11 protein-coding genes are annotated in these 13,810 nt (G+C 32.0%); 7 read left to right on the top strand and 4 right to left on the bottom strand.

Features of this window, described 5'->3' with window-relative positions:
- Nucleotides 1-24: 24 nt before the first annotated feature.
- The gene (locus tag H6589_03920; GenBank protein MCB9173734.1) at nt 25-3,156 is read right to left on the bottom strand and encodes a SpoIIE family protein phosphatase; all 3,132 of its coding nucleotides are present in this window, start codon (nt 3,154-3,156) and stop codon (nt 25-27) included.
- 82 nt (nt 3,157-3,238) lie between these two features.
- Between H6589_03920 and H6589_03915 the strand changes: the two genes are divergently transcribed.
- From H6589_03915 to H6589_03905, 3 genes are read left to right on the top strand one after another with little or no spacing between them, the layout of a single operon-like run.
- The gene (locus H6589_03915) at nt 3,239-3,982 is read left to right on the top strand and encodes a class I SAM-dependent methyltransferase (protein MCB9173733.1); all 744 of its coding nucleotides are present in this window, start codon (nt 3,239-3,241) and stop codon (nt 3,980-3,982) included.
- Complete coding sequence (locus H6589_03910) at nt 3,982-4,698, top strand: ZIP family metal transporter (GenBank protein ID MCB9173732.1); 717 nt, start codon at nt 3,982-3,984, stop codon at nt 4,696-4,698. Before H6589_03915 ends, H6589_03910 begins: the two co-directional genes overlap by 1 nt.
- Nucleotides 4,698-5,267 carry a GNAT family N-acetyltransferase gene (locus tag H6589_03905; GenBank protein MCB9173731.1) on the top strand — a complete coding sequence of 190 codons (570 nt, stop codon included), beginning with the start codon at nt 4,698-4,700 and terminating at the stop codon, nt 5,265-5,267. The genes H6589_03910 and H6589_03905 overlap by 1 nt, the downstream gene beginning before the upstream one ends.
- A gap of 12 nt (nt 5,268-5,279) precedes the next feature.
- On the opposite strand, the gene H6589_03900 is transcribed toward H6589_03905, so the two are convergent.
- Entirely contained in the window at nt 5,280-5,882 is a 603-nt protein-coding gene (locus H6589_03900; protein ID MCB9173730.1) for an SET domain-containing protein, read from the bottom strand.
- Between the two features lie 165 nt (nt 5,883-6,047).
- On the opposite strand from H6589_03900, the gene H6589_03895 reads away from it, so the two are divergent.
- From H6589_03895 to H6589_03880, 4 genes are read left to right on the top strand one after another with little or no spacing between them, the layout of a single operon-like run.
- A complete protein-coding gene (locus H6589_03895) occupies nt 6,048-7,211 on the top strand; it encodes a class I SAM-dependent RNA methyltransferase (protein MCB9173729.1) in 1,164 nt (387 codons plus the stop codon).
- Nucleotides 7,201-8,187, top strand: a complete 987-nt coding sequence (gene pfkA / locus H6589_03890) for a 6-phosphofructokinase (GenBank protein ID MCB9173728.1) — start codon at nt 7,201-7,203, stop codon at nt 8,185-8,187. Before H6589_03895 ends, pfkA begins: the two co-directional genes overlap by 11 nt.
- A 10-nt stretch (nt 8,188-8,197) precedes the next feature.
- A complete protein-coding gene (locus H6589_03885; GenBank protein MCB9173727.1) occupies nt 8,198-8,653 on the top strand; it encodes a hypothetical protein in 456 nt (151 codons plus the stop codon).
- Nucleotides 8,654-8,700: 47 nt separating this feature from the next.
- Nucleotides 8,701-9,897, top strand: coding sequence for a sodium:proton antiporter (locus tag H6589_03880; GenBank protein MCB9173726.1), 1,197 nt, complete (start codon nt 8,701-8,703; stop codon nt 9,895-9,897).
- A 7-nt stretch (nt 9,898-9,904) separates the two neighbouring features.
- Here H6589_03880 and H6589_03875 read toward each other — a convergent pair whose 3' ends face one another.
- Nucleotides 9,905-11,362: a tetratricopeptide repeat protein gene (locus tag H6589_03875; protein MCB9173725.1), complete on the bottom strand. Its 1,458-nt coding sequence runs from the start codon at nt 11,360-11,362 to the stop codon at nt 9,905-9,907.
- Entirely contained in the window at nt 11,362-13,782 is a 2,421-nt protein-coding gene (locus H6589_03870) for a transketolase (GenBank protein ID MCB9173724.1), read from the bottom strand. Before H6589_03870 ends, H6589_03875 begins: the two co-directional genes overlap by 1 nt.
- Nucleotides 13,783-13,810 lie beyond the last annotated feature (28 nt).

Below are 13,810 nucleotides of genomic sequence, written 5' to 3'. Positions count from 1 at the left end.
TAATACAAATTAACAGATTAATTTCTATATTTTAATTCCTGTAACTAACACATCATCAAGTTGGTTCACCTCCTTTTTCCATTCCAGAAATTCGTTTTTCAAAATTTCTTTTTGAGCTACCATCGTCAACATAGCGTTTTTTAGCAAAAGATCTTTTAACCGTTTAATCAAATATTTCTTATTATTTGCACCACCAAATTGGTCAGCAAACCCATCGCTAAACATATAAATTAAATCATTTTTATGTAATTGAAAAGATTGTTCTTCAAACTTAAACTCAAATGCTGTTCTTCCTCCAATTGCAGTTTTATCAGGTTTAAGTTCTATCAATTCATTTTTTCTAACTATAAATAATGGTCGGTTTGCTCCCGAATATTTCAGCATCAGTTTTTCATTAATAGAAATAATCGAAATATCCATTCCATCGTTACTATTGGTTTTAACATCAGTACTTCTAAAAGCATTTTGTACTCCTTGATTTAAAAGTGTTAAAATTAATGCTGGGTTGTTAATTGTTTCATCGTTAACAATGTGATTTAACAAATCATTACCTAACATTGATACAAATGCCCCTGGCACACCATGACCTGTACAATCGGCAACTACAAAAAGCTTATTATTGTTTCGTTCCGACAACCAATAAAAATCGCCACTAACAATATCTCTAGGTGCAAAAAACACAAAGTTTTCAGGAAAAACGCTGTCTATTTCTGATTGTTTAGGCAAAATAGCTTCCTGTAATCTTTTAGCATAGTTTATACTATCTTTTATATCTGTTAAAGCATCTAACAACTGCTCATTTTTCTCCCTAATTTCTTTTGTTCTTAACTTAATAATTCCTTCTAATTTTAAATTGGCAAGTTTTAACCGATAAACACTTAGCTTTACAATAAACCATATAAATAAAGCAAGAGCTAAAACATATACTACGTAAGCCAACCAGCCTCTGTACCATGGTGGAATTATTTTAAACCGAAAAACAGTTTCTATTCCGAGGTCATTAAAGGCATTTCTAGAACGAACTTTAAAGGTGTAATTTCCTTCAAATAAATTGGTGTATTGTTTTTTGCTTTCAGTAGTCCATTCCGACCAATCGTCATCAAAACCTTCTAGTTTATATTGAAATTGATTTTGTTGTTCGTTTAAAAAATTGGTACAACTAAATTCAAATTGAATATTGTTGTTTTCGTAGTTAATCTCATACGTAGATTTTGGTAATCCAAAAACTCCTACATGGATAATAGAATCATTAGAAATACTAACTTTATTTAATAGAGTATAAAAAATAGCATTATACTTTACCGAATTTTTAAGATGATTGTATTTAAACAACCCCTCAACTCCTCCCAGCCAAACATCGCTGTTATAATCTGGATAAATGGCATAAATAATTCCTTGTGGCAATCTATTAAACTGTTGGTAATTAAAGCTGTAATTATCGTTGTGCTCCTTTACAAACCCCAATGGTTCATTATTAACTACTCCACTAATTGGAGCATACATCCATACGTTATGGAAATTGTCTTCCATTAATCTATAAACTAATCTGGTTGAATTAGAGAACGATTTGCCGAGCGTGGTATCAGGGTAAAAAATGATTTTTCCATTTTTTACCTTTTTTTTCATCAACCCAATATCGGTACTAAAAACAACTTCATTGTTGTAATTAAACACATCTACTTCTAGCCCTTTTAACCCCTCGTCGTAGCTATAATTTTTAGCTTTTGACGATAATAATTTAAAATCATCCGTTAATTGATAGTTAAAATTAATCGCTCCATTTACATAAGTTCCTAACCAAATGTTTTGCTCTGTTTCTTCGTAAATACTTCTTACTTGTGTATTTACCTCAAGTATCTTATCTTCTTTCCATCCTTGATTAAAATTAACCAATGAAAGCCCATCTTCTCTACCAGTAAAAATTAAATTAGAATAATAACTCGATTTTTTTAGCACATAAACAATATCATTATTATACCGAATTACTTGGTCTTGTTTATTGATACCAAATACTCCTCCACTACTAGCAACCAATATTCTGTCATTAATTTCAAGCAAATCCCAACATTGAGATTTAATATCAGGAATTAGTCTAAACTCTAATTTATCTCCAAATGGCGTTGTGGTGGTTTTAGACTGATACAATCCAACCGAAGTAGCTACAAACATATTGTTATTGAACCTAGCAATACTCATTATCGTTCCTTCAATTTCTCCATTGGTATTGTAACTAGAAAAAGGACTGTTGTATTCTATTTTTGTAATTCCTTTATCCAACATCAACCACAAATTCCCTTGTTTATCGAAAAAGGTTTTCCAACAAGTTTGATGTTGAACACCACTTTGCTTGTTAAAAATCTCTTCTATCTCTCCAATTTGATTCAGTATTATCACACCATTTTTAAGTGTTGAAATACAAATATTACCATCAGGAAGAACCGCAGCAGAATATAAATCAGATTGCTTAAAAATAGCTTTAGTTTTAGCATCTCCAACTTCGTAAATGGTATCGGTAGAGTAAAAATATAATCCGTCGTCTTTGGTTACAACCATTATACCATTTCTATTTTCAACTACCGCATAAATTTTCATTTTACTAAAAAAGTTACCTCGAGGCAATTCTTGAAGCTGTTCATTTTCGAATTTCATCAACCCCGACGAATCAGTAGAAAGATAGATAGTACTCCCTACTTTGGAAAACAACTTACCTCCCTTATCAGCCACTTTACTTAGTTTGTTGTTTTCATATTTCAAAATATACCTATCGGTCGAAAAATATGTGCTGTTTTTTAGTTGAACAATGTTCCAAACACTACCAAAATCTTGAAATTCTTCGGCTAAAGAAGTGGTAATCGAGTTGAAAGCAGGATTACCCTGTTTATCGCTCTCAATAATACCTATTTCGTTATAACCACCTGCAACAACTTTTCCTTCATTATTTAAAACCAACGAACGTATTATTGAACCATTTGGAGCTCCTATTACATCCCATTTGTTACCCGAAAAAACCAATACACCATAATTATTGGCAAAATACATTACTCCCTTTTTGTCTTGAACAGCATCCCAATTTTGAAAAAACGCGTTGTAATCTTTTGGTGTATAATTTTTCACAAAAGGTTTCGAAAACTGCCCTTTTAAAAGGAAAGCACTCATTAAGAACAACAAAATAAAAAAATTACGCAAGTTCATTTAATATAGAATAACCTATTTTTGTGGATTGAAAGATAGTTTAAAAATGGAAATTAACCAAGATAAAAATAGCTGGTTTGAAGAATGGTTTGATTCTCATTACTACCATTTACTCTATAAAAATAGAGATTATGTTGAAGCCGAACACTTTATAAACAATCTTATACATTACTTAAAACCTAGTCCAACTTGCAAAATGCTTGATATCGCTTGTGGAAAAGGTAGGCATGCTATCTACATTAATAAATTAGGATACAAAACCGATGCTTTTGATTTATCGGAAAACAGCATTATAGATGCCAAACAATACCAAAATAATACCCTTAATTTTTTCATAAACGACATTAGAAAGCCTCTTAAATTGGATTATTACGATTGTGCTTTTAATTTATTTACCAGCTTTGGTTATTTTTCGGATGAAAACGATAACCAACAATCAATTGATGCAATGGCTAGTAGTTTAAAAAAAGGTGGCGTTTTGGTTATTGATTTTTTAAATGTGAAACATACGTTATCAAACCTTAAAACTATTGAGACAAAAAAAGTTGAACACATTACCTTCGACATTACCAAAGAACTAGATAACAACTTTATTATTAAGCACATAAAATTTAACGATAACAATACCGATTTTCATTTTACAGAACGTGTTAAACTAATCCAATTAACTAATTTCAAAAATTACCTGAAAAAAGCGGGATTAACTTTAGAAGCTATTTTTGGCGACTATTCATTAAATCCATTTGATGAAGAAAACTCTGAAAGATTGATTATTATTGCAAAAAAATAATGGAGTTAATTTACACATACCTAACACTACTTTTTGTTCCTTTAATTACAGGGATTGTAATTTTATTTCTAAAGCCTAAATTAACTTCTAACTTAAAGTTATTACTTTCTTTTAGTGGAGCCTTTTTATTGGCTATATGCTTTTTACATTTAATACCCGAACTATATCACGACTACTCATACAATATTGGCGTTTTTATTTTAGTCGGTTTTGTTTTACAAGTCTTATTAGAGTATTTCTCAAAAGGTATTGAACATGGTCATTATCATCCTGATAAAGAAAAAAAGATTTTTCCCTTTGCCTTGTTCTTGAGTTTGTGTTTACACTCATTTGTAGAGGGAATGGCTTTAGTAGAATCCAATCATGCGCATCACAACCATAGCGACAATACCTCATTATTAATTGGAATATTAATTCATAAAATACCAATCGTTATTATTTTGGTTACGCTATTGTTAAGCAATAAAAATTCTTTCACAAGTACCTTAATTTCAACTACAATTTTTAGTGCTACAGCTCCAATTGGCTTATTTTTAGCATCAACGTATGGAAGTAGTTTACTGAACAACGTTTCTATTCTTAATGCTTTAGCTGTTGGTATTTTACTACATGTATCAACCACCATTCTTTTTGAAACCAGTGAAGGACACAAGTTTCACCTAAAGAAATTTGTAGTTATTATTATTGGATTACTGGCTGCCATTTTAATATTGTAATGCTGTTTAGGCTCGTTGAACATAACGATATAAACAACATTAAAAAGCTTGTTGACGAAGCTTTCGGATTAAACTACCTTTCTTTACAAGCTATCACCAATCATATTACTTCAAAAAACTGTTATAGTTTTTGTTTGTCTGACAATAATAATTTTGTAGGGTTTATATTTCTTAAATTACATTCCGTAACATCAATTAACGATTTTTTGCTAAAAGAACATGAATGGTTTTTATCTTATTTTAAAGAGTATAAGATTATAGCAATTGTTGAACAAATTGCTATAGTTAATGAATATAGAGGTAAAAAACTGTCGAACCAATTACTCAATAAAGCTCTTGGTTTTATTGAAGATAAATGTGATGTTGTTATTAGTGTTTGTTGGTTAAAACAAGAGCTTACACCTATGGCTCGGTTATTAAAAAGAAACAATTTTTACCCGATTAAAACTGTATCAAACTATTGGAAAGAAGATAGTTTAGAAAAAGAATACAACTGTGCCATTTGTGGAACTCCTCCTTGTAAGTGCTCAGCAGAAATTTATGAATTAAAAAAGCCTTTCAATTACTGAAAGGCTTTAAATTTATTTTGCAACTTTAGTTCTTTCGTAAAAAAGTGTTTTTACTGAAATATAATCTTTACCTGTATTGATGAACTTTTCCAAATTAGCTTTTGTAACATCATCAATGTAATACAACAAAGGTTGGTCTATATTGTTAATGTTTTGAATGGCAGGTAAAACCTCTTTATCCCATAGGTCAGCATAAGTTAGTAAATCATTAGGGTTAATTAATCCTCTACAGTTTGGTTTTCCACAACCACACTTCATCGAACGCTCTATGTTTAAAGCACCATAATCATCAGTAATTTGCTCTCCTTCTTCAATATCACGTATAGCAATCTCGAAACCATATCCTGTGCTAATCGTATTTCTATCGCAATAATGATTGATGTATTTAGCGTAATCCCAACTTACAATTCTACTTCCATTTTGGTCGGTATAAGAAAATTTTTCAATATACCTTCTATAATGACTATCCACAAGCAAATGATGACCCTCAGGAAAAATCAACTCCATTTCATCTATTACATACATTATGGTTCCTTTTGGGATAAATGATTTAGCAAAAACGCCAAGCCCAATCTCCGGACTTACGATGCCAACTTCTGTGTTTGGATGTATCATTTAAATATTAAAAAAATTTATTTACAATTAAATTTATAAATTACCTTTCTCATTTCCAAATTGTTATTGGAAATTACACACAATTGTAATCTTTTTTTTAATCCAAATCATCAATTTAAAAAAATTTTATAGTGCTAACAATCAGTTTAATACTACCTTTGAGGCATGACAAATGAGAAAGAATTTAAAATAATTATCAAAACTTCGTTCGGTTTAGAAGAAGTATTGAATGAGGAGTTAAAACAACTTGGAATTAGCAATATTGAAACAGGAAACAGAGTGGTTAGTTTTAATGGAAATTTAACCGATTTATATCGACTCAATTTATGGTTGAGAACCGCTAATAGAATACTTGTTCCGATAGCTAATTTTAAAATAACCAGCGATAGCGATTTATATGACAAAGTAAAAAATATTGACTGGACCAGTTTCTTTAATGTTAAACAAACCTTTGCCATTGACTCTACGGTATTTTCACCTATTTTTAATCACACTAAATATGCAGCTTTTAAAACCAAAGATGCTGTAGTTGATCAATTTAGAGATAAATTTAACATCCGACCGAATGTTAATACTGAAAACCCAGACATTAGAATAAACCTACACATTGATGCCGAAAGTAATTGTACCATTAGTTTAGATAGTTCGGGCGACCCATTATTTAAAAGAGGCTACCGTGATAGCAGAAGTATTGCTCCAATTAAAGAAGATTTAGCTGCTGGATTAATTTTATTGAGCGATTGGGATAAGAAATCGACGTTTATTGATTTATTCTGTGGTTCAGGCACACTATTAATAGAAGCTGCTATGATGGCTAAAAATATTGCTCCAAACATTAAACGAGAACAGTTTGGGTTTATGAATTGGAAAAACTACGATGCAACATTATTTAACAAAATAAAAGACGAAGCATTAAAATCTCAAAAACCTTTAGAAAACAAAGTTATAGGTGTAGAAATTTCTGGACGAGCCTTAGGTATGGCAAGAGCCAATATTTCTAGTGCTAATTTAATGGATGTTATTGAGCTTCATAAAAAAGACTTTAAGGATTTTAATGCCCCCGCAGATAAAGGAGTTATTGTTAGTAATCCGCCTTATGGTGAACGATTAGGCGAAAATGTGGATGAGTTGTATAAAGATTTTGGCGACACGCTAAAACAAAAATATGCAGGATACAGTGCTTGGTTTATTAGCTCAAACATGGAGGCACTAAAAAAAGTTGGTTTAAAGCCAAGTAAAAAAGTTAAGCTTTTTAATGGTAATTTAGAGTGTAGATTAATGAATTATCAGTTATACGACGGAAGTAAACGAGTAAGAGATGAAAACTAAAACTTTAAAAAAAATTGGGGTATTTACATCTGGAGGAGATTCTCCAGGCATGAACGCTGCGGTTAGAGCAGTTGTAAGAACTTGTTTATACAACAACATTGAACCTTATGGAATATACGAAGGATACAAAGGTTTAATTGAAGGAAATATAAAACCATTGGTAAGTAGTGATGTAAGCAATATTATTCAGCGAGGTGGAACTATTTTAAGAAGTGCTCGCTGTAAGGAATTTCACGAAAAAGAAGGTCGTCAAAAAGCATTCGATAGTATAAAAAAATACCAACTTGATGGCATTGTTGCCATTGGTGGTGATGGTACTTTTACTGGTGCTAAAATATTTAACGAAGAACATCAAATTCCATTTATAGGAATACCGGGAACTATAGATAACGATTTATTCGGAACTGATTATTGCATTGGTTACGATACCGCTTTAAATACAGTTATTGAAGCAGTTGATAAAATAAGAGATACTGCAAGTTCGCACAACAGATTATTTATCGTTGAAGTAATGGGTAGAGATGCTGGTTTTATAGCTTTAAGAAGTGGTATTGGCGTTGGTGCTGAAGCCATACTTGTTCCTGAAACTCCTACTTATATTGATAAATTAATTACAAAGCTAAAAAGTAGCACTATTAATCATAAAAAAAGCATGATAGTAATTGTTGCCGAAGGTGATGAAAGTGGAGGTGCATACAATGTTGCTGAACAAGTTAAAAAATCGTGTCCAGATTTCGATACTAGAGTAACCGTTTTAGGACATATACAACGAGGAGGAAGCCCCTCTGCATTAGATAGAGTTTTGGCAAGTAGATTAGGAAATGCTGCTGTAAATGCATTACTCGACGGTAAAACAAACTTAATGGTTGGAGTTCAGCACAAAGACATTAGCTATGTTCCTTTTGATAAAGCCATTAAACATCATCAAAAAATTAAAGCCGATTTACTTGAATTAGCAGACATACTTTCCACTTAATTAAAACAACATGAAGTTAAATCAACTGATTGAAATACTTGACCAAAATATTCAGCATTATAGCGTTGTAAATAAAAAAGTATCTTCAAAAGGAGTTGATTGGCACATCGACCACTCATTAAGGGTCATTAATGGAGTTTGTAACACTTTAAAGAACTCTAACCCTGAGGACTATCAATGGAAGTTTAACTTTTTAAGAACTTATATTTTATGTTTAGGCGTAATTCCACGAGGAAAAGGTAGGTCGCCCAAAGTAGTAAATAATGAATCTTCTATTCAATTAGAAGAATTACATCAGCAAATTACTGACGCAAAAAAACATTTAACAGAAATTCATAAATTACCAAAAAAAAGCAATTTTAAGCATCCCTATTTTGGAGTGCTAAATTTAAGAATGACAACCTTGTTTTTGGCTATACATACCCATCATCACATAAAGATAATTAAGGATATATTGAAAAATTAACTTTTTTATCACTTCAACTCTCAAAAAGACTGTTATCTTTACATTTAATGACTACAGCCATTATTATAACTTTTTGTGTTTTATTACTGATTTCGTATTTTTTTGATTTATCATCTTCAAAAACAAAAATACCATCGGTTATATTATTACTAGCACTAGGCTGGCTAGTTCGTCAATCAACTCATTTTTTAGATTTTGACATCCCCGATTTATCTCCTTTTCTACCAATACTTGGGTCTATTGGTTTAATTCTAATTGTATTGGAAGGAGCTCTTGAATTAGAACTTAATAAATCGAAAATTGGATTAATTAAAAAATCTTTTTTTGGAGCATTACTACCTATTTTAGCACTATCATTTTTGTTTGCATACCTTTTCTCCTATTTTGGTCAGTACTTATTTAGAGACTGCTTAGTAAATGCAATTCCTCTTGCAATTATATCGAGTGCCATTGCTATTCCAAGTGTAAAAAATCTATCCTCTTCACAAAAAGAGTTTGTTATTTACGAAAGTAGTTTGTCAGATATATTAGGTGTAATCTTTTTTAACTTTGTTATTTTCAATCGTGTTATCGGATTAGAATCGTTTGGAAATTTTGGATTACAATTGCTTATTATTATTGTAGTTTCATTTTTAGCTACCATCCTTCTTTCATTTCTACTAAGTAAAATAGAAACAAAAATTAAGTTTGTACCTATTATTTTATTGGTGATTCTTATTTATGAAATCTCAAAAATTTATCACTTACCAGCATTAATTTTTATTTTAATGTTTGGTTTGTTTATAGGTAACATCGATGAGTTAAAACGTTTTAAATGGATTCAAAAATTTAGACCTGACATACTTAACAAAGAGGTAGGAAAATTTAAAGAGCTTACTATTGAAGCAACTTTTTTAATACGCTCTTTATTCTTTTTATTGTTTGGATACTTAATAGATACGGCTGATATTTTAGATACTTCTACGTTAAAATGGTCGGTAAGTATTGTAGCAATCATTTTAGTTTTTAGATTAATTCAACTAAAAATTTCAAAACTTAAACTAATTCCTTTATTGTTTGTATCTCCAAGGGGGTTGATAACTATTTTATTATTTCTTTCTATTTCAGAATTTGATAGAATTTCGTTCGTTAACAAATCGCTTATTATACAAGTAATTATTATTAGTGCTTTATTAATGATGTTTGGATTAATGATTACCAAAAAGCATAAAAAAGGGTTAGAAAAAAGTGAAGAAGAAAGTTAACAAATAATTAATCTTTTAATCTTTTAATGCTCCTATCAATATACTGGTGCGAAGTAAGTAAAGCGTCTTGAATACGTTTGGCATATCGAATACTGTCCAATATTTCTTTTTGTTTTTCATCAACCAATGCCTTTTGTTTTTCTATCAGTGTTTTTTGACGTTTAATTAACACAAAACGATTAATCAATACCAAAACAAAAATTAAAACAAGCACTAAGCCTCCAATAATAATGTTACGTATTGTTTTTAAACGACTCACCTCTACATCTTGTAATTGCTTATCTTTTTGAAGCAATAAAATTTCTTGCTCTTTTTTCTCCGACTCAAACTTTGTAGACATTTCTGCCACTTGTTTAGCCGATGTCTCATTAAAAATAGATTCTATCATTTCAGTATACAACACTTGGTAATTATAAGCATTGTGTAAGTTCCCCTTTAAAAAATATGCCTTAGATAGTACATGATATATTGTTTTTGTATTTTCTTTGGTTTCAAGTTCAAGTGATACTGGAAGTGCTTCTAAAGCATAATTAATAGCTAAATCTGGTCTTTCCTTTTTTAAATACATTAAACCCAAACTAGCCTTTGTACTCATTACACCCTTTTTATCTTGTAATTGATAACGGATATGAAGAGCTTGTTTAAAGTAATAAATGGCTGAATCTAATTCATTTTTTCTATCATAAATAGATGCCATGTTATTGATAATTACCCCTATCGAGTTTATGTTATTATTTTTCTCAAAATAAGGTAAAGCCTTATAGTAAAATTCAAGTGATTTATCTACATTGTCTTGTTTACCATAAAAATTAGCATAATTAACCAACACTGTTCCGGATAGCTGATCGTTGTTTAATTTCTCAGCAAATTTAGCTGCTTTATCGTTGTATTTTATAGCATTATCAACTTGTCCAATATTACCAAGTATAACAGATATATTTCCATAAAGTGTGGCGATAGCCATCGTATCTTTCCCAACACTTTCGTAAATTTTTAGTACCTTTAAATTCATTTCGAGTGCCTTCGGGTAATTACTTTTTATCTCTTCGATGACTGCCATTTTCGAATAAAGAGCAGCTAAACCCATAGAATCATTTAGGCTCTCACGTATTGAAATCGCTTTATCGTAATGATTTTGAGCCTTATCATATTCTCCAATTCTCAAAAACAATGTACCTAAATCGTTGTACGATTGAGCAACTAGGGTATCGTTTTTAATTTGTTTAGATAGGTTAACAGCCTCGTCACCAAACTTCTCTGCTTTTTTAGGGTCAGACGAGCCATAATACCAGCACAAATCGGTTAGCAAAACCACCTTATCTCTGCCCTTTGCTTTAGGCAACAAACGCTCTAAAGAATCTAAATTTTGAGCATAAGATGAATATGGCAATAGAATTAAGCAAAGCAAAACATACTTCATGTATTGATTAGCTCCAAAAAAGTATGTATTGGTAAATTTTTCCATTAATAAATTACCGGATATTTGGTTGAATCCACCTCGGTCATTATGTTATAAGCAGCATCAAAAATATCCTCTATACTTGGTTTACTAAAATAATCACCATCCGAACCATAGGCTGGTCGGTGAGCTTTAGCAGTTAATGTTTTAGGCTCCGAATCCAAATAAAAATAGCCTTTTTGTTCTTCAACAATTTGTTGTAAAATAAATGCACTTGCACCCCCAGGAACATCTTCATCAACAATTAGCAGCCTGTTGGTATTTTTCAACGATTCTACGATGCTGTGGTTAATATCAAAAGGCAACAATGTTCTAACATCTATTAACTCGGCAGAAATGCCCACTTCGTTTAATTGTTGAACAGCTTGCAACGCTAAATTACACGTAGAACCATACGAAACAATCGTTAAATCTGTTCCTTCTGTCAACACTTCAGGAATACCTAAAGGAGTGGTAAACTCGCCTAAATTAGATGGGATATGTTCTTTAGTCCTGTAACCATTTAATGGTTCAATAACTATAGCTGGGTCGTCACCTTTAAGTAAAGTATTGTAAAAACCTGCTGCATCGGTTAAGTTACGTGGCACACAAACGTGTATTCCTCTCAACGAATTGATAATCATACCCATTGGAGAGCCTGAATGCCAAATTCCTTCTAAACGGTGACCACGAGTACGCACAATAACTGGTGCTTTCTGACCGCCTTTTGTACGGTATTGTAAAGTCGCCAAATCGTCGCTCATTACTTGTAAAGCGTACAACAAATAATCTAAATATTGTATTTCGGCTATTGGACGCAACCCTCTCAATGCCATTCCTATTCCTTGTCCTAAAATGGTGTTTTCTCTAATTCCAGTATCTGAAACTCTAATCTCACCATATTTATCTTGTAAGCCTTCTAATCCTTGGTTTACTCCACCTATTTTACCAGAATCTTCTCCAAAAATCAACACTTCTGGGTAGGTAGCTAATATTTTATCAAAATTCTCTCTCAACACCACTCTACCATCTTCCATGCTATCAGTCAACACCGCTTTCACTTCAGTAACGTTCATAGGTGATGAAGCATATTCCGAATACAACGTAGAACTGTATCTGTCGTAATTCAAATCAGCCGCAGTTTTTAACCAAGCAGACAATGCCGATTTACTCGCTAATTGCTCGTTACGAGCAATTCTCAAGGTCTTTTTTGCTGCCGAAATAATATCTTTACGGATAGGTTCTGTATTCGATTTCAACCCATCAATAAGCGGTTGTATAAAACTTGAATTCGAGCTTTCTGCGGCAATTTTTTGCATCAAATCAACTACCTCATTTCGTTCCGCTTTAATTGGATTTAAGTATGCTTCCCAAGCTGCTTTTTTAGCTTCGTTAACTTCTTTTTTTCCAGCTTTTTCAAGTTCATCAATTTCTTCTTGAGTAGCCAAAGCGTTTTCTAACATCCACTCTTTAAATTTCTTTACACAGCAATATTCAGCTTCCCATTCTAAACGCTCTTTACTTTTGTAACGCTCGTGCGACCCCGAGGTTGAATGTCCTTGTGGTTGTGTAACTTCTTCCACATGCACCAAAACAGGACAATGTTCTTCACGAGCAATTTTAACCGCTTTTTCGTAAGTTTCTATTAATGCTGGGTAATCCCACGCCTTTACTTTAAATATTTCGTAGCCGTTGTTCGCTCCTTTATCGCGTTGAAATCCTTTTAAAACCTCAGAAATACTTTCTTTAGTGGTTTGGTATTTTTTAGGTACTGAAATTCCTTGTCCATCATCCCAAACCGACATTACTACAGGAACTTGCAACACGCCAATAGCATTAATGGCTTCCCAAAACTGACCTTCGGATGTACTTGCATCGCCAATGGTACCAAAAGCAACCTCGTTACCACCTTTTGAAAATTTGGTAAAACCTTTTAAATTTTTGTTGTTACGATATACTTTTGATGCTTGTGCCAAACCCAACAAACGAGCCATTTGACCAGCAGTTGGAGAAATATCAGCAGAAGAATTTTTGATTTTCATCAAATCTTTCCACGTACCATCGTCGTTTAAACTACGTGTACCAAAATGCCCGTTCATGGAACGACCAGCAGAACAAGGTTCAGCCTTAACATCGGTATGTGCGTACAATTGAGCAAAAAATTCTTGAATGGTTAATTGCCCAATAGCCATCATTAAGGTTTGGTCGCGATAATATCCCGATCTAAAATCGCCCTCTCTAAATTGTTTAGCCAATGCCAATTGAGGTAATTCTTTACCGTCGCCAAAAATTCCAAATTTGGCTTTGCCTGTCAACACTTCTCTCCTACCCAAATAAGAAGTTTCCCTGCTCATGTAAACAAGTTTGTAATCTTCTAAAATGGTTTCTTTAAACTTATCTTTCGACAACAACGCATCGGTAGATTTTGTAGCAACTGAATTACTCATTCTCTTTTGGTATTAATAAACTAAAAAT

It is taken from the genome of Flavobacteriales bacterium (assembly GCA_020635795.1).
Taxonomy (GTDB): Bacteria; Bacteroidota; Bacteroidia; order Flavobacteriales_E; family Vicingaceae; genus Vicingus.
The sequence above is the reverse complement of the archived record's forward strand: the minus strand, read 5'-3'. Positions and strand labels throughout refer to the sequence as shown.

Coding starts and splice junctions, on each gene's coding strand:
- H6589_03920 (MCB9173734.1), bottom strand. CDS start 3,156: ATGAGTGCTTTCCTTTTAAAAGGGCAGTTTTCGAAACCTTTTGTGAAA.
- H6589_03915 (MCB9173733.1), top strand. CDS start 3,239: ATGGAAATTAACCAAGATAAAAATAGCTGGTTTGAAGAATGGTTTGAT.
- H6589_03910 (MCB9173732.1), top strand. CDS start 3,982: ATGGAGTTAATTTACACATACCTAACACTACTTTTTGTTCCTTTAATT.
- H6589_03905 (MCB9173731.1), top strand. CDS start 4,698: ATGCTGTTTAGGCTCGTTGAACATAACGATATAAACAACATTAAAAAG.
- H6589_03900 (MCB9173730.1), bottom strand. CDS start 5,882: ATGATACATCCAAACACAGAAGTTGGCATCGTAAGTCCGGAGATTGGG.
- H6589_03895 (MCB9173729.1), top strand. CDS start 6,048: ATGACAAATGAGAAAGAATTTAAAATAATTATCAAAACTTCGTTCGGT.
- pfkA (MCB9173728.1), top strand. CDS start 7,201: ATGAAAACTAAAACTTTAAAAAAAATTGGGGTATTTACATCTGGAGGA.
- H6589_03885 (MCB9173727.1), top strand. CDS start 8,198: ATGAAGTTAAATCAACTGATTGAAATACTTGACCAAAATATTCAGCAT.
- H6589_03880 (MCB9173726.1), top strand. CDS start 8,701: ATGACTACAGCCATTATTATAACTTTTTGTGTTTTATTACTGATTTCG.
- H6589_03875 (MCB9173725.1), bottom strand. CDS start 11,362: ATGGAAAAATTTACCAATACATACTTTTTTGGAGCTAATCAATACATG.
- H6589_03870 (MCB9173724.1), bottom strand. CDS start 13,782: ATGAGTAATTCAGTTGCTACAAAATCTACCGATGCGTTGTTGTCGAAA.